This window comes from Pseudoalteromonas sp. APC 3691 (genome assembly GCF_030408135.1).
Lineage (GTDB): Bacteria > Pseudomonadota > Gammaproteobacteria > Enterobacterales > Alteromonadaceae > Pseudoalteromonas.
This window is the reverse complement of sequence record NZ_JASDCB010000019.1, coordinates 1-16784: the sequence shown is the minus strand read 5'-3', so window position 1 is coordinate 16784 and position 16784 is coordinate 1. Positions and strand designations below refer to the sequence as shown.

Sequence of the window (16784 nt, the reverse complement as noted above, 5' to 3'; positions counted from 1 at the left end):
GGAGCCAACATGACCCAACAAATAGCAGTATTTACCAATGTTGGTGAGCGTACCAATGTAACTGGTTCGGCTATGTTTAAACGCCTAATCATGGAAGAAGATTTTGAAGCAGCGTTAACAGTTGCACGTGAACAAGTAGAAAACGGCGCACAGGTTATTGATATAAACATGGACGAAGCCATGTTGGATTCAAAAGCCGCCATGGTTAAGTTTTTAAACTTAATAGCCTCAGAGCCTGATATTTCACGCGTACCAATTATGGTCGACTCCTCAAAGTGGGAAGTAATAGAAGCCGGCTTAAAGTGTATTCAAGGCAAGGCAATTGTTAACTCAATATCGTTAAAAGAGGGCGAAGAGCCGTTTATTCGCCAAGCTAAAATAATAAAACGCTTTGGTGCAGCCGCTGTTGTAATGGCGTTTGATACCGACGGGCAAGCCGACACGGCAGACCGTAAGTTCGCAATATGTGCGCGCAGTTATAAAATATTGGTAGAAGACATTGGCTTTGCGCCAGAAGATATTATTTTCGACCCTAATATATTTGCCGTAGCCACAGGGATAGAAGAGCACGACAACTACGCCGTAGAATTTATTGAAGGTACACGCCGCATTAAGCAAAATTTGCCGCACTGTAAAGTGTCGGGCGGTGTATCAAATGTATCGTTTTCGTTTAGAGGTAATAACCCCGTACGTGAAGCCATTCACTCGGTGTTTTTATATCACGCCATAAAAGCGGGTATGGATATGGGCATTGTAAATGCAGGGCAACTCGCCGTTTACGACGACATCCCAGAAGAGCTTCGTAAAGCCGTTGAAGACGTAATACTTAACACAGACCCAGGTGCAGGCGAGCGTTTAGTAGAGCTTGCACCAAAATACTCTGGTATGGCACAAGCCGAGCGAGTAGAAGATTTAGAATGGCGCACATGGCCTGTTGAAAAACGCCTTGAGCACGCGCTTGTAAAAGGCATTACTACCTTTATAGATGAAGATACCGAAGAGTGCCGCGCTGCTGCCGATAAACCTATTCACGTAATTGAAGGGCCGTTAATGGATGGCATGAACGTAGTAGGGGATTTATTTGGCGCAGGTAAAATGTTTTTACCACAAGTGGTTAAATCGGCGCGCGTAATGAAACGAGCCGTAGCCTACTTAGACCCATTTATTGAAGCCGAAAAAGAAGAAGGTGCAACTAACGGTAAAATAGTGATGGCGACCGTAAAAGGTGACGTACACGACATAGGTAAAAATATTGTGGGTGTTGTACTGCAATGTAATAACTATGAAGTAATCGACTTAGGTGTAATGGTACCGGCTGATAAAATACTGCAAACCGCCATCGACGAAAAAGCTGATATTATTGGATTATCGGGCTTAATTACCCCATCGCTTGACGAAATGGTACACGTAGCAAAAGAAATGAAACGCCGTGGCTTTGAACTGCCGCTGTTAATTGGTGGTGCAACTACTTCTAAAGCGCACACCGCAGTAAAAATTGAGCCGCAATATGACAAAGGCGTAGTGTATGTAAGTAATGCCAGCCGTGCGGTAGGTGTAGTATCTAATTTATTATCAAAAGAGCATAAGCCTGGTTTTTTAGAAAAAACCCAAGCTGAATATGTAAAAGTACGCGAGCAACAAGCGCGTAAAAAACCTCGCTCTAAGCCTGTTACAATCCAGCGCGCACGCGATAACGCAGCACAACTCGATTGGGATAACTACACGCCACCAGTGCCTAAAAAGCTCGGCGTGATCGAGTTTAAAAACGTATCCATTGCCACTTTGCGTAAATACATAGATTGGACGCCATACTTTATGACGTGGTCAATCGCCGGTAAATACCCGCGCATAATGACCGACGAAGTAGTAGGCGAGCAAGCGCAAAGCTTATTTAAAGACGCTAACGATATGTTAGATGACCTTGAAAAAGCAGGTAGTTTGCAACCACTTGGCGTAATTGGTTTATTCCCTGCTAACCGCGTAGGGGACGACATAGAAATATACACCGACGAAACACGCAAAGAGTTATTAACGACCTCATGCCATTTACGTCAGCAAACCGAAAAAACCGACTTTGCTAACTACTGCCTAGCCGACTACATAGCACCCAAAGGCACACCAGACTATTTTGGCGCATTTGCAGTAACGGGTGGCCTAGAAGAAGACGACTTAGCAAATGCGTTTGACGCACAGCAAGACGATTACAACAAAATAATGATTAAAGCGGTTGCCGACAGGCTCGCAGAAGCGTTTGCAGAATACTTACACGAAAAAGTACGTAAAGAGTATTGGGGTTTTGCACCAGACGAAAACCTAGCAAACGATGAGCTAATACGCGAAAACTACCAAGGTATTCGCCCAGCGCCAGGTTACCCTGCGTGCCCAGAGCACACCGAAAAAAAGAAAATTTGGCAGTTGCTCGATACCGAAAAACGCATTGGTATGCAGCTAACTAGCTCGTACGCTATGTGGCCAGGTGCTGCTGTTTCAGGTTGGTACTTCTCACACCCTGAGGCTAAATACTACGCAGTAGCAGCGATACAACGCGATCAAGTAGAAGATTACGCTAAACGAACTAATATGACGCTAGCAGAAGCTGAAAGATGGCTATCGCCTAATTTGGGGTATGATCCGGAGTAATAGAACAGCTGTCAGTTAAAATAAAAGCGAGCCTAATTAAGCTCGCTTTTGGTATAAAGTTATTTACCTAAACTTAAATTTGTTTTTTTACGTTGACGAGTTTTTAATTATAAGTAAACTCATTATATAAAAATTAAGTTTAGGTGTTTTACTATGGCAAGAATTAGAGTTCCCAAACCATTAAACGAGTTACTATCTATTACACCTCCTGATGAGTTTATTCCACTTTTAGGGAAGTTTGGTCCTACAAATTCAGAAGGGAAATATCTCCACTGGGATAAATTTATATGGCGTATACCTAAAGATATATCAGAACAAGCTGCTTGGGTCGCTACGAAGCTGTCAAGGAAAACTATATCAAAAAAAATATCATTAGTTGCAGAAAAAAATAAACAATTCACTTACTGCATTCCAGATTCCCTTCATGCATTACTTCATCAGATCGATAAATTATCTGGTGGTGGGCATGCGATTGGTGATGGTTCATTTATTACTACAAAAGAAAAAGATAGGTACCTGGTTAAGAGCTTAATGATGGAAGAAGCAATAACATCTTCTCAACTAGAAGGTGCATCTACAACGAGGAAAATAGCGAAAGAAATGCTTGAAACAAAAAGGCAACCTATCGATAAATCTGAACAAATGATTTTCAATAATTACCTTTTGATGAAAAAAGCACTAGAGAGAAAAGATGAAGCTCTTTCTATAGAGCTAATACTAGAGCTTCATGCAATTGCCACATATAAAGCTATTGATAATGATGCGATTTCAGGAGCTTTAAGAGAAGACAATGATATAGCCGTTTCAAACCTCTACAATGAATTAGCGCATACACCTCCATGCTTCTCTTCTTTAAAGGAAAGGTTATTATCTTTATGTGATTTTGCAAATGAAAAGCATGATGGGGCTAATAGCGACACGTTTATACATCCATTAGTTAAAGCGATTATTTTACATTTCATGATCGGTTACATTCATCCTTTTGGGGATGGGAATGGAAGAACCGCCAGAGCTATTTTTTATTGGTATATGCTCAGTTCTGGTTATTGGTTATTTGAATATGTGTCAATTAGTAAGCTAATCCAAGAAAAGAGAAGTGATTATGATGCAGCATTTGTTTATACAGAAACAGACGAATTTGACTTAACTTACTTTATTTATCATCAAGTTGATGTTGTCATGAAAGCGGTTAATTCATTAAATACTCACATAGAATCTAAAAAAAGTGAATTTTATCAATTCATGGAGTGGATCGAAAAAAGCCCTCTATCAAAGAACTTCAAGCGAGGTCAATTAGAGTTGCTCAAAGAAGCTGTAAAGCATCCAGGTAAAATATTTACTACTAAACAGGTTTCCATAGAATTTGATATTAATGAGAACACAGCAAGAACATATTTAAATGGATTAGTTGATGCAGATCTTTTAATTGCTACGAAAAGTAAAAAAAGCAAAGCTATTAGATATCTATCTCCTGCAGGGTTAAGAGAAAAACTAAAAATATAATTAGTTTCGTTATATTAGAACCTTTAAATGAAGATCAGGTTCAACTTTGAAGGGCATTACCACATAGTATTGTGGTTATGCCTACTTTTTACATCTAGCACATTTGCTCTTGAGCAAAAATATCACGAGTTCGTTTTACCTGTTATTGCAGCCTTTGCAGATCACGATAAACCTGTAATTGCTGCACTTATTCGTTACCCGCTAAAACGACGATATCCGATACCTGACATTAAAAATGAAGCTGAGTTTATCAACCGCTTTGATGAAGTGTTTAATGATGAGTTAGTAGCAGTTATTGCCAGTTCAAAAATTGATACTGATTGGGATAAAGTAGGTTGGCGCGGCATTATGCTAAATAACGGCGTTATGTGGGTAGATACCGACGGTAAAATTATTGCTGTAAATACACAAAATACTAAAGAGCAGGCACTTGCTAAAAGCTTAATCGAACAAGGTAAGCAATCTTTGCATTCAAGTATCAATACTTTTAAAAAACCAATACTCGATTGGAAAACGGCTAACTACCATATTCGTGTTGATGATTTAGGTGATGGAAATTACCGTTATGCAGTGTGGGGTATTAATAAAAAGCCAAGTGACAAGCCTGATATGGTTTTACTAAATGGCGATATTACATTTGAGGGCAGCGGCGGGAATCATCATTATACGTTTAAAAATGGTCGCTATAGTTATGTGCTACACGTAACTATTATTGGCTGCGATACATCACCACCAGGTTGGCTTGAAGTTTATAAAGACGATGAGCGATTACTATTTGAAAATGTTATAAGCACTCATTAATGTATGTTTTAGTATGCTTGATAATGTAGATCTGTTTTCAACAGTTAAACGTTCTAATAATTAGTATTTTTGTAAAATAGATCTAAGTGGTAGGCTAAAAGTAGTAAGTATAAAATAGTAAGTAATTAAAAATAGTTCTCGCGCAACAAGGAACCCTCCTGTAAAGCGCTTTGCCAAGGAGTTTAGTATGATCACGCTTACCATTAATGATAATAAACATGAGTTTTCTGGCGATCCGTCAACGCCAGTATTATGGTATCTCCGAGACGAATTGAATTTAACTGGGCCTAAATTTGGCTGTGGTATGGCGCAGTGCGGTGCGTGTACTGTGCATATAGATGGGGTAGCTCAGCGCTCGTGTGTATTACCTGTAGCGGCAGTAGCGGGTCTTTCAATTACAACAATTGAAGGGTTAAGCGAGCAGGGCGACCATCCAGTACAACAAGCATGGATAGAGCATAAGGTACCGCAGTGTGGTTTTTGCCAGTGCGGCCAAATGATGCAAGCTGCAAGCTTATTAGCTGCAAACCCAACCCCAACCGACGATGAAATAGTAAGTAATATGTCGGGAAATATTTGCCGTTGTGGTACATACCCGCGTATTCATAAAGCAATTAAATCAGCTGCTAAAACAATGGCGAGTGTTCAGTATTTTGACCCAAATGAACAAGGGGAAGAAGTATGAACCAAAATAATAAATATTTTGATTTAAACCGCCGTAAGTTTTTAAAAACCAGTGCAATAGGTGCGTTGGTACTCGGTACCTATTTTGTAGGCAGTGCGCCAAGAGCATTTGCGGGTGTGTTAGAGCAGCCATCTGAGCTGGCAAAACGCGCAAACTTATTTATTGCACTGCGCCCAGACGGCATGGTTGAAATAACGTGCCATCGCTCTGAAATGGGTCAGCAAATTCGCACCGCGATTGCACAAATAGTTGCCGATGAAATGGAAGCCGCGTGGGATAAGGTTATTGTTATTCAGGGTAAGGGCGACCCTAAATACGGCGATCAAAATACCGATGGCTCGCGCAGTATCCGCTACAACATGCAGCGCCTGCGTGAAATGGGCGCAAGTGTACGTTACATGATGCAGCATGCTGCCGCTAAGTTTTGGAAAGTTGATCCACAAACCTGTACTGCTAATCAACACGTCGTTACACACAGCTCAGGTAAATCGCTTACTTATAAAGATTTAATCGACTTAGCGCTTACAATAACGCCACCAGAAGCTGACAAACTAACGCTTAAAACGCGCAAAGAATGGCGTTACATTAATACCGGCATGGCGCACATAGATTTAGCCGATTTAGTAACAGGTAAAGCAATATTTGCAGCCGATGTACGCGCACCACAAGCGCTGGTGGCTATAATTGAACGCCCGCCGGTAGTAGGCGGTGTTGAAGTCATTTGATGCCAGTGCTACAAAAGCGATAAACGGCGTTATAGATGTTATTGAAATACCTGCACCAAAAGGCGCACCGCAGTTTCAGCCAAAAGGTGGCATTGCGATTATAGCTAAAAACACATGGGCTGCATGGCAAGGGCGTAAAGCATTAAAAGTGGTGTGGGATGATGGCAAAAATGGCGATTACAATTCAGAAGAATTTAAAAAGTCATTATTACAAACAGTACAAACTCCACAGGCAAACATACGTGATAAAGGCGATGCCATGGGCGTGTTGGCTAAATCGAGCAATAAATTGGTAGCTGATTATTACGCACCGCATCTTGCTCAAGCACCAATGGAGCCGCCTTGTGCAACAGCTATGTACAACAAAGACAGTGTTGATATATGGGCTGCTACGCAAAATCCACAAGCCGATATGAAAACAGTGGCTGCAATGCTTGGCATGGATGAGAGCAAAATTAATGTTCACGTTACCATGTTAGGGGGCGGCTTTGGGCGTAAGTCAAAACCTGACTTTTCAGCAGAAGCGGCTTACCTTTCAATGAAAGTAGGCAAACCTATTCGTGTGCAATGGACGCGTGAAGACGACATACAACATGGTTTTTACCATGCTGTTTCGGCTCAGCACATTGAAGCATCGCTAGATAAAAATGGCGCAATAGAATCGTATTTACACCGCACCGCGTTTTCACCAATTACCTCTACCTTTTCAGAAGGGGCGACTACGCCGGGAAGCTTTGAACTGCGCTTAGGATTTACCGATAACCCTATTAACACACCTAACATGAAGTTAGAAAACGGTGATGCGCCTGCTAAAGCACGAATTGGTTGGATGCGTTCTGTATCAAATATTTTTCATGCCTTTGCTATTCAGTCATTTATTGGTGAAGCAGCGCACAAAGCCGGTCGCGACCAAAAAGACTATTTACTAGACACTATAGGTCCGAGTCGTATTGTTGATGTAACAGAGCAAAATGCTACATACGATAATTACGGTGGCGATAAAGCGGTTTATCCTTTAGATATTGGCAGGCTGCGCCATGTTATTGAAAAAGTAGCTGACATGAGTAAATGGGGTCGAGAACTTCCTAAAGGTCGAGGTTTAGGCATAGCAGCGCATAGAAGCTTTTTAACTTATGTAGCTACGGTAGTTGAAGTAGAAGTGTCGGATGCTGGCGATTTAAACGTAATTAAATCGTGGGTTGCCATTGATGCGGGTACGGTTGTAAACACCGACACAGTTAAAAATCAAACCCAAGGTGGCTCTATTTATGGTATTACCACTGCAATCAGCGATGGTATTACCTTTGATAAAGGGCGCGTACAGCAAAGTAACTTTCATGATTATCGTGTACCGCGTATGAGCGACTCACCTCTTGAGATTGAAGTTGAAATTGTACAAAGTGATGCACCACCAGCAGGAGTAGGCGAGCCGTCTACACCAGTTTATGCGCCAGCATTATGTAATGCTATTTTTGCAGCGTGCGGAAAGCGTATTAGTCAGTTACCGATTGGTAACCAATTAAAAGCGTAACTAAATAACCTACAGCTTAAACAAAAAAAACCGCCAAATGGCGGTTTTTTTAAAAGCGGTTAACGCGGTTTAACGACCTTTTTCAAACTCATCAACTTCACGCTCTGCTTCTTCTTTAGATTTACCGTATTGCTGCTGAATTTTACCAACTAGCTCTGTACGGCTACCTTCAATTTTATCTAAATCGTCGTTGGTAAGATCGCCCCATTTTTGTTGAGCCTTACCTTTAAGTTCTTTCCAATTACCTTCGATACGATCGCTGTTCATAAGTTTATCCTTACTTTAGGTTAGTGAATTAACTGTCAGTTATAAAGTAGCAAGCCTTGTACCAATGAATAATAATGGTTTTATTGCTTTTATTATCAGTTGGTTATATTTTTATGTTGAGCGATTTTGTTTTTAATATTGCGCTATTTATTAAAAAATATACATAGCAGCCTGTAATTATTGCTGACATAAGTTACGCCGCTTTGATGTAACTCATTCTTAAATTTTTGTTTTAAGCTAATATGCAGGTATTAAACAAAGTAGTTAAGCTGAGTGAGTTATGAATACTAAGACGTGTGAATATGGAGTGGGTGACTGCTCATACAAAATGGCAGGTGAGTTAGCAGGTATTACACAATTGGTGAATGCGTTTTACGATAATATGGACGCTTTAAAAGAGGCTGAAAATATAAGGAGTATGCATTCAAAAGACTTATCGGCATCGCGAAAAAAGCTCGCTTATTTTTTGTCGGGCTGGTTAGGTGGTCCTAAATTATACGCTGAACATTTTGGCAGTATTAACATTCCTCAAGCGCACAAACATTTACATGTAGGAATTGAGCAAAGTGATGCATGGCTTTTATGCATGCAAAAAGCGGTTGATGGGCAACCTTACGAAGCACCATTTAAAATTTACTTAATGCAGCAATTACGAGTGCCTGCAGATCGAATTAGAATGGTGTCGGGTAGTTAATAGCAATTATTAATAAACATCTACCGCGGTGTCGCTGCGGTTTTTTGTTACAATGCCTGCAAAGCAATTTAGGGTAAATAGCTGTGCTGCCGGTTCAAGACATATATCAACAACTCGTTACTACATTACAAAGTAATCCTATTACGTTATTACAAGCGCCGCCTGGTGCGGGTAAATCTACGTGGTTGCCGCTGCAACTAATGCGCGATGGGCATTTTAAACGTATTGTAATGCTAGAGCCTCGCCGTTTAGCTGCTCGTAATATAGCCAGCTACTTAGCAAAGTGCCAAAACGAGAGTGTTGGGCAAAGTGTGGGCTTGCGGATTAGGGGCGAGAGTAAAGTAAGCGCTAATACGCGCCTCGAGATAGTCACCGAAGGCATGCTAACGCGCATGTTGCAAAACGACCCCGAATTAAGCGATATTGATTTACTGATATTTGATGAATTTCATGAGCGTTCAATTGCAGCCGATACCTCACTTGCCTTTGCGCTCGAGACCCAAAGTGCGCTGCGTGAAGATTTAACCATTATGCTTATGTCGGCAACTCTTGATACTGAGCGTTATACAGCGTTTTTTGACTGCCCTGTAATTCAATCAAGCGGTCGCAGCTACCCAATAGACGAAATATACATACCCATAAAAGATGAAAGCCGTTGGCTCGATGCAATTCCTACCATAATAAAACAAGCACTTAATGAGCAAACAGGTAGCGCATTGGTATTTTTACCTGGGCAATTTGAGATACTACGCGTGCAACAAGCACTTAGCGATTTACCCAGTAACTGCATAGTAGCAACGCTATTTGGCGAGCAAGATAAAGCCAATCAGCAAGCTGCTATTGCTCCTGCACCAAACGGCATGCGCAAAGTAGTGCTTACCACCAATGTAGCCGAAACCAGTTTAACTATTGAAGGCATACGCATTGTAATTGACAGCGGCAAGCGCCGTGCAGCTACCTTTAATTTAAAAACAGGGGTCACTGAGCTCACAACACAAAGTATATCGCGCTCGTCTGCTGTGCAGCGTGCAGGGCGTGCAGGGCGAATAGAGCCGGGCATTGTTTATCGAATTGGCTCAAAGCAAACCTTTGAGAGACGTAATAGCCACGACAATCCCGAAATACTCACATCAGACATAAGCCAACTTATGCTTGAGGCAAAGCAGTGGGGAGCCAGTATTGATGAGCTAACCTTGCTCGATAAGCCCACTGAGCAACAATGCGAGCAAGCAAGTAACCTGCTTAATATGCTTGAAGCTATTGATAGCAAAGGTAAGCTCACACCGCTTGGCAGTAAAATGCTAGGTTTTGGTGCTGATATTCGTTTGGCGCATATGCTATTAAAAGCACAAATACTTGATGACCAACTCTCTGGTATTTTTAGGCTCGCTATTTATTTAGTGGCATTACTTGAGAGCCGAGTAAACAGTGCAAACGAGTTGAGTTTAGCGCTACATAGCCAACAACAACGTCCGCATCCGGTATTTAAACAACAGTTAAAATATTGGCAAAGCCGCTTAAAAGTAAAAAACGAAAACAGCGAATTAAATACGCATTATATTAGTTTGTTGGTGGCATTGGCATATCCAGATCGTATTGCTAAAAAACGCGGTAATGGTTACCTACTTGCCAATGGTGCAGGTGCTGAGTTAAATGCCGATTACTGGCACAACGACGATTACTTAGCTATAGCAACCATGGGCGGGCACAAAGGAGGGCGTATATTTACAGCCACTGCGCTCAACCCATTTGAGTTACAAGAGTATTTACCGCATTTATTTAGTGAACTTACTCGTTGTGAGTTTGATGAAAAATCAGCGCGTTTTATTCATCAAGATGAAGTAAAGCTTGGTGCTATAACACTCACCAGCCAGCCTAGTAAACAAAAACTAGATAAGAGAGAACGTGCTAAAGCGTGGCTTAACTTATTTGCTAAACACGGTTTTGCATTATTTAACGAGCAACCTGATGCGCAGCAATTGCTGATACGCATGAGCTTAGCAAGTAATTTAATACCCGATAAATTCCCACAAATAAACGAGCAACAACTCATTCAAAATGCAGCGCAGTGGCTAGGCGTGTTTTTAGAAGATATTAAAACGCTTACGCAGCTTAAAAAGTTTAACTACTTTGAAGCATTGCAGAACTGTTTTGATTGGCAACAACAAACAGCGTTAAAAGCATTGTTACCACTGCGCTTAACGGTGCCAAGTGGCTCAAATATAAAAATAGAATACCAGCTTGATGGCCCCGCAAAGCTAAGCGTGCGCATGCAAGAAGTTTACGGCTTGACTAGTACGCCTATGCTTGCCAAGGGTAAACTGCCACTGCTTATGGAGTTGCTATCGCCAGGTAAACGCTCACTGCAACTTACTCAAGATTTAGCGCACTTTTGGGCTAGCAGTTACCGCGACGTGCAAAAGGAAATGAAAGGTCGCTACCCTAAACATTTTTGGCCAGACGACCCTGCCAACAGTGTTGCAACCAACAGAGTAAAGAGCAAGATGTAGGTGATAATTCACTTAAAACTAATTTTGTTTGATTATTGAACTTACTAATGTAATGTACCTATAAAATATTTTTAGCTACAGGGAATAGTCAATGAGGTTACTTTTAACGTTAGGTTTGGTATTAGTTGCTACCTTTTCGGTTCATGCCCAAGAGCCTCTCGACTTAAATACGTTTGCGCAGCAGTACTATAAAACAATGACCGCCACACAAGCACCTAACGCAGGTGCTAAAGAGCTTGAGGCTTACCTTGCATTGTTAACCGATGATATTGGCAATCAGCATATTCCGTATCAACCGGATGACTCACGTACTCCAGATGGTAAAAAGCAGATGCGCAAAGGTATGAGTTTTTACTTAGGTGCGCACACATTGTTTGAAAGCACACTGCTTAATACATTTGTGTTTAACGATACAGGCTTTGCTATTCGTTATAAAAACTATGTAAAAGGTATTCATCCGCAAAATAAGCAGCCAATAGAGTACACCTCCACAATGATGGAAGTGATTGAAATTGAAAGCGGCAAAGTGGCGATGATCCGCAAGTACCACGAATAACTAATAAAGCCAATAAAGATATATTTATGAAACATTTACTGATCGCATTATCAATATTGATGTTTAGTGCGTTCGCCAAGAAAAATGGCTCCATACCTTGTTATTATTGGATTTAAACTTCTTTTCCGCCATGCTTTTCTGCTAGGTCGTCGAGCTCGGCTGAGGTGTAATCAAAACCACTTTCGTCGTATTCGTATGTCACTTTTACACTATCGCCGCCATTAAAAAGTCGTGTTTTTACATCGTTAACCGGCCAGTCTTTCAGCTCGTGTAAAAACCGGTTAGCAACTTGTGAAGATTCAAAACAATAGCGAATTTCTGTTTTCATAAATAATAAAGCTCTGGCTGTTTACCCCTGCAGCTAGTGCATTATTAATGGGGCGTTCATGATTCGGTTACAAAAAATAAAGAGTTAAATTGTAAATTTTGTGTTTCAATAAATGCATCAAACTCGGTACACACTAACGTACTTTAATTAACAAATGATGACGACTTTACATGCATTATAAATTTGCTCTGATCGCAAGCTCGGTTTTTATACTAAGCGCTTGCGGTGGTTCAGGCTCAGATGATACGCCAACCGTTAACGGAAATAAAATCCCCATTTTGTCAGTCGCTGATTTTCCTAGTGAATTAAGTAAGGGCCAAACAATTGAGCTAACAGCAACAGCCAGTGATAAAGACGGCACTATTACATCGGTTGTATGGCAACAAACGCAAGGGCCTGAACTAATTAGCGGGCCTTTAGAGGCAGTAACCACCTCAGTAACACTGCTAAATGCGCAAAGTTATAAGCCTGTTAATTACGCTTTTTCGATCACAGCAACCGACAATGAAGGGGCAAGCAGTGTAAAAACGCTGAGCTTTATAGCGCGCAATAATATGGATGAGATTAGCGCCGCACGGTTACTACACCAAGCAACAATGGGGCCTAAGCTTAGTGAAATACAAAACACACAAGGTTTAAGCGAGCAGCAATGGCTTGATAAACAAATAGCGCTACCTATTAATTATCACCGTGATTATTTAGTAAAGCTAAATGACGATGACGACTTTAAATACATAAGCCGCATAGATGCATGGTGGAAAGCAGTAATGCAAAGTGACGATCAACTCCGTCAACGTGTTGCATTTGCGTTAAGTGAAATATTAGTGGTGTCGGATGAGAACAGTGCCTTAAGAGGGCAACCTGAGGGCATGATCACTTATTACGATTTATTACTAAAGCATGCCTTTGGTAATTATCGTGACTTACTCGAAGATGTCACGCTTTCGCCTATTATGGGAACTTATTTAAGCCATTTGGGTAACGAAAAAGCAGACGATACACTTAATATTCGCCCAGACGAAAATTACGCACGTGAAGTAATGCAGTTATTTACTATTGGCCTTGAAGAACTAAATCTAGATGGCAGCGCCAAGCTTGATGCACAAGGTAATACCATTGCCACTTACGGACAGGTAGAAATAGAGGGTTTTGCACGCGTATTTACTGGTTGGACGTTTGCCGATAGTGAAACATTTAAGCGTAAAAGTCGTGATTATATTAAGCCAATGGAAGCATTTGACGAGTACCATTCTAGTAAACAAAAAACCTTACTAAACGGTGAGGTTATACCACAAGGTTATGCAGCAGAAGAGTCATTGCAAATAGGGCTCGATAATTTATTTAATCATCAAAATGTTGCGCCGTTTATTAGCAAACAGCTTATTCAGCGATTAATTACCTCAAACCCAACCCCCCAATATGTTGAGCGAGTAGCTAATGTATTTATTGATAACGGCGCTGGTGTACGCGGCGATTTAGCGGCGGTAGTAAAGGCTATTTATTTAGATGATGAAGCGCGGCATTTTGGCTCAGTGCTTAATTACCAAGGTAAAATTAAAGAGCCTATTTTAAAAACTGTACAGTTTTGGCGAAATCTCGATGCTAAATCGCCAGCGGGTTATTATAAAACATGGAATTTAATAAATAGCTACGGACAAGGACCCATGCAATCGGCTTCAGTATTTAACTTTTTTAGGCCTGATTATCAAACCGCAGCTTTGCGAAATGAAGGTATTGTTGCACCAGAATTACAAATAGCAAACGACGCAACACTGATTGGCACCATGAACGCGCTTTACGCAAGCTTAGTATGGAGTACCGCAGAAGCGCGCAGCGATTTAAATTCAAATAGTATTTATATTTATGTTCAAGACGACATGAATGTTTTAGAGAAAAACGGTGTTAGCGCGCTATTAGCTCAGTACAACACGTTATATTTTGCAGGCGCAATGAGCAGTGACACACGCCAAGCATTACTTGATTTAGATGCCTACTTTAATGAAGAGCAATACCGTGAACGGGTTTCGTATTTATTATATATGATTGCTATTTCACCTGAATTTAACGTGCAGTATTAGGAGCGCATAATGAGCATTAATAGAAGAGAGTTTTTGTCGTTATGTGTAAAAGGTAGTGTATCGGCTGCCGCGTTAACGAGCCTGCAATTACAAGCATTAACTGGAGCGACTAATGCAGTTGAGCTAGGAGATTACAAAGCATTAGTGTGTGTGTATTTATACGGAGGGAATGATTCGTTAAATATGCTAGTTCCGCTTGAAGGCGAGCAACGTAGTGTTTACGAGCAAAGTAGGCAGAACCTGGCGGTAGAGAGCCCACTTGAGTTAAGTATTAAAAGCCAGTTTGCCGGTGGAGTCGGTATTCATCCCTCACTTGAACCTATACAAAATGTGTTTGAATCTCAAAATTTAGCATTTGTAGGCGGGGTAGGTACTTTACTCGCTCCCACAACATTGAATGACTATAAAAATAAAGCAATAGGTTTGCCTAAGCATTTGTTTTCGCATAACGATCAGCAAGCTGCGTGGATGTATGGTCGAGAAAAACAATCACTTAATAGCGGGTGGGGCGCACGACTTTTAGAGCGTTTAGAGTTACAAGATGAGTTTGCAGCTAATGTATCACTCGACGGTACTAATTTATGGCAAACGGGAAGTGCTAGCAATGCATTTGCGCTTAACAAAAGCGGCATTAGTAGTATTAACGCGTTTGGAGGGTATCAACCTCGTAGCGAGCACGTAACTTCTATTATGAACCGCTTACTAGGCAATACGAGCCATCCATTAAGTACAGCTTATGCCAATGGCTTAACAAGTGCGATAAATAACACTCAAGCAACGAACAGCGCGTTAGAAAGCGCGCCTGCACTTATTACCCCATTTAGCGATAATAGCCTTAGTGAGCAATTTTCAGCAGTCGCTAAAACAATTAGCGTACAGGCAAAATTGAGCACTCAGCGCCAAGTGTTTTTTGTTTCTATGGGGGGGTATGATACGCACGATAACCAATTAACAACGCACCCTGCTTTATTAAATACGTTAGCTCAAGGGTTAAGTGAATTTGATAGCGCGATGAAAGAGCTTGATATGGCAGATAAAGTGACTGCGTTTACTATGTCTGATTTTGGTCGCACGTTGACCTCAAATGGCGATGGCACTGACCATGGTTGGGCAGGAAACCAAATAGTAATGGGCGGCGCAGTAAAAGGCGGCAATATATATGGCGAGCTACTAACTCAACATTTGGATGGCCCACAAGATACCGGTGGCGGGCGTTTAATTCCAAGTGTTGCTAATGAGCAGTACTTTGCCACATTGGCTCAGTGGTTTGGTGTGCCAAGCTCTGAGCTTGTTGATATTTTTCCAAACTTGAGTAACTTTGATCACACAACATTGGACTTTTTTGTGTAATTAGTCGCTAATAGTAATCTAAAAGCACTTGTTAGTAGTATAAGCTACTGGTTAATAGTGCTTATCTGTTTTAATAATAAAAATCACACACAATATAGGAATCATAAAATGAAAGTTTTAGTGAGCTTAGTTAGTTTAATCGCTTTTTTACTCGTCATACTGCCAGGGCCTTTGTATAAATTTGGTATTGTAGAATTAGGTGTTGCGTTTACGGGGTTTAAATTTGGCGTTTATGCTGGTGGCGCTGCATTGGTGCTACTTATAGTACAAGCGTTATTTATGCGTAAAACGTTAACGCTAAGCAGTGGTGTTATTGCACTTGTATTTTCGGTTGTGGCCATTGCTATGCCACTTAATATGATGAACAAGGCTGAAGGCGTACCGGCAATTCATGACATTTCAACTGATTTAGTTAATCCACCAAAATTTGTAGCAATTGCACCACTGCGTGCAAATGCATCTAACCCAGTAGAATACGCGGGTGAAGAAACGGCAGTACAGCAACGCAAAGCATACCCTGAGCTGGTAACTTTAAGCTTTGCACAATCTAAAGCCGATTTAATGACAGCAAGCGAACAAGCAGTTAAAAATCTTGGCTTTGCATTGGTAAGTGCAAATACGGCTACAGGTATTGTGGAAGCTACCGATACAACAACGTGGTTTGGTTTTAAAGACGATGTGGTTATTCGTATTAAAGATGAAGGCAGCCAACGTTTTGTTGATATTCGTAGTAAGTCGCGAGTAGGGCGTAGTGATTTAGGAAAAAATGCAGAGCGCATTCATTCAATTATTAATGAATTAAACAGCTTACTTGCAAAATAACTAAATTTAGCGCCCTAGTACTAATGATTGAGCCCAAACACTGTTTGGGCTTTTTTGTTTGCCCAGCGAAGCTGGCAAACCCGATAGGCTGAAAGATGCCTTATTACCCTGACTAAGGGGAAGATAATCTGAATGGCAAGGGCGTCACTGGCCAACGGTGGGGTCTGAAGGAAGCCATAAGAAGTTAGAGGTACACAACTAACCGTAACCTGTTTCGGCAGTATTGGTGGGTCAGCGTGCAAAATAACGCAACGCCCTATACTTAGTCAGACCAATACTGTGCTTGAGGGTGGG

The 16784-nt window shown here is 41.1% G+C and carries 12 protein-coding genes and 1 pseudogene; 11 read left to right on the top strand and 2 right to left on the bottom strand.

The genetic code is table 11. From position 1 onward, the window contains the following. Nucleotides 1-9 precede the first annotated feature (9 nt). From metH to QL998_RS08265, 5 genes and pseudogenes are all read left to right on the top strand, one after another. Nucleotides 10-2640, top strand: coding sequence for a methionine synthase (metH, locus tag QL998_RS08285; RefSeq protein ID WP_290192509.1), 2631 nt, complete (start codon nt 10-12; stop codon nt 2638-2640). Nucleotides 2641-2793: 153 nt separating this feature from the next. Beyond that, nucleotides 2794-4143, top strand: coding sequence for a Fic family protein (locus tag QL998_RS08280; RefSeq protein ID WP_290192508.1), 1350 nt, complete (start codon nt 2794-2796; stop codon nt 4141-4143). Between the two features lie 27 nt (nt 4144-4170). Beyond that, nucleotides 4171-4944 carry a hypothetical protein gene (locus QL998_RS08275; RefSeq protein WP_290192507.1) on the top strand — a complete coding sequence of 258 codons (774 nt, stop codon included), beginning with the start codon at nt 4171-4173 and terminating at the stop codon, nt 4942-4944. Between the two features lie 187 nt (nt 4945-5131). Then, nucleotides 5132-5629, top strand: coding sequence for a (2Fe-2S)-binding protein (locus QL998_RS08270; protein ID WP_024604026.1), 498 nt, complete (start codon nt 5132-5134; stop codon nt 5627-5629). Further along, a pseudogene (locus tag QL998_RS08265) lies at nt 5626-7885 on the top strand (molybdopterin cofactor-binding domain-containing protein). Before QL998_RS08270 ends, QL998_RS08265 begins: the two are co-directional and overlap by 4 nt. 69 nt (nt 7886-7954) lie before the next feature. Here the strand turns inward: QL998_RS08265 and QL998_RS08260 are convergent. Continuing rightward, complete coding sequence (locus tag QL998_RS08260; RefSeq protein ID WP_007581220.1) at nt 7955-8152, bottom strand: CsbD family protein; 198 nt, start codon at nt 8150-8152, stop codon at nt 7955-7957. Nucleotides 8153-8432: 280 nt separating this feature from the next. Between QL998_RS08260 and QL998_RS08255 the strand changes: the two genes are divergently transcribed. The 3 genes from QL998_RS08255 to QL998_RS08245 all read left to right on the top strand — a co-directional run bounded on the left by QL998_RS08255 (nt 8433) and on the right by QL998_RS08245 (nt 11912). Next, the gene (locus QL998_RS08255; RefSeq protein WP_101217759.1) at nt 8433-8846 is read left to right on the top strand and encodes a group II truncated hemoglobin; all 414 of its coding nucleotides are present in this window, start codon (nt 8433-8435) and stop codon (nt 8844-8846) included. Between the two features lie 83 nt (nt 8847-8929). Next, entirely contained in the window at nt 8930-11356 is a 2427-nt protein-coding gene (gene hrpB, locus QL998_RS08250; RefSeq protein ID WP_182197991.1) for an ATP-dependent helicase HrpB, read from the top strand. 91 nt (nt 11357-11447) lie between these two features. After that, nucleotides 11448-11912 (top strand): nuclear transport factor 2 family protein, encoded by a 465-nt coding sequence (locus QL998_RS08245; protein ID WP_182197992.1) that lies wholly within the window; start codon nt 11448-11450, stop codon nt 11910-11912. Between the two features lie 112 nt (nt 11913-12024). On the opposite strand, the gene QL998_RS08240 is transcribed toward QL998_RS08245, so the two are convergent. After that, on the bottom strand, nt 12025-12240 hold the full coding sequence (locus QL998_RS08240) for a hypothetical protein (RefSeq protein WP_010555169.1): 216 nt from the start codon (nt 12238-12240) through the stop codon (nt 12025-12027). A gap of 170 nt (nt 12241-12410) precedes the next feature. On the opposite strand from QL998_RS08240, the gene QL998_RS08235 reads away from it, so the two are divergent. The 3 genes from QL998_RS08235 (at nt 12411) to QL998_RS08225 (ending at nt 16490) form a co-directional block, all read left to right on the top strand. Continuing rightward, the gene (locus tag QL998_RS08235) at nt 12411-14318 is read left to right on the top strand and encodes a DUF1800 domain-containing protein (RefSeq protein ID WP_182197994.1); all 1908 of its coding nucleotides are present in this window, start codon (nt 12411-12413) and stop codon (nt 14316-14318) included. A 9-nt stretch (nt 14319-14327) separates the two neighbouring features. Further along, complete coding sequence (locus QL998_RS08230; protein WP_290192506.1) at nt 14328-15668, top strand: DUF1501 domain-containing protein; 1341 nt, start codon at nt 14328-14330, stop codon at nt 15666-15668. Between the two features lie 108 nt (nt 15669-15776). After that, the gene (locus tag QL998_RS08225) at nt 15777-16490 is read left to right on the top strand and encodes a DUF1499 domain-containing protein (RefSeq protein WP_010555166.1); all 714 of its coding nucleotides are present in this window, start codon (nt 15777-15779) and stop codon (nt 16488-16490) included. Nucleotides 16491-16784 lie beyond the last annotated feature (294 nt).

Coding starts and splice junctions, on each gene's coding strand:
- QL998_RS08275 (WP_290192507.1), top strand. CDS start 4,171: ATGAAGATCAGGTTCAACTTTGAAGGGCATTACCACATAGTATTGTGG.
- QL998_RS08260 (WP_007581220.1), bottom strand. CDS start 8,152: ATGAACAGCGATCGTATCGAAGGTAATTGGAAAGAACTTAAAGGTAAG.
- QL998_RS08245 (WP_182197992.1), top strand. CDS start 11,448: ATGAGGTTACTTTTAACGTTAGGTTTGGTATTAGTTGCTACCTTTTCG.
- QL998_RS08255 (WP_101217759.1), top strand. CDS start 8,433: ATGAATACTAAGACGTGTGAATATGGAGTGGGTGACTGCTCATACAAA.
- QL998_RS08225 (WP_010555166.1), top strand. CDS start 15,777: ATGAAAGTTTTAGTGAGCTTAGTTAGTTTAATCGCTTTTTTACTCGTC.
- QL998_RS08280 (WP_290192508.1), top strand. CDS start 2,794: ATGGCAAGAATTAGAGTTCCCAAACCATTAAACGAGTTACTATCTATT.
- QL998_RS08235 (WP_182197994.1), top strand. CDS start 12,411: ATGCATTATAAATTTGCTCTGATCGCAAGCTCGGTTTTTATACTAAGC.
- QL998_RS08240 (WP_010555169.1), bottom strand. CDS start 12,240: ATGAAAACAGAAATTCGCTATTGTTTTGAATCTTCACAAGTTGCTAAC.
- metH (WP_290192509.1), top strand. CDS start 10: ATGACCCAACAAATAGCAGTATTTACCAATGTTGGTGAGCGTACCAAT.
- QL998_RS08270 (WP_024604026.1), top strand. CDS start 5,132: ATGATCACGCTTACCATTAATGATAATAAACATGAGTTTTCTGGCGAT.
- QL998_RS08230 (WP_290192506.1), top strand. CDS start 14,328: ATGAGCATTAATAGAAGAGAGTTTTTGTCGTTATGTGTAAAAGGTAGT.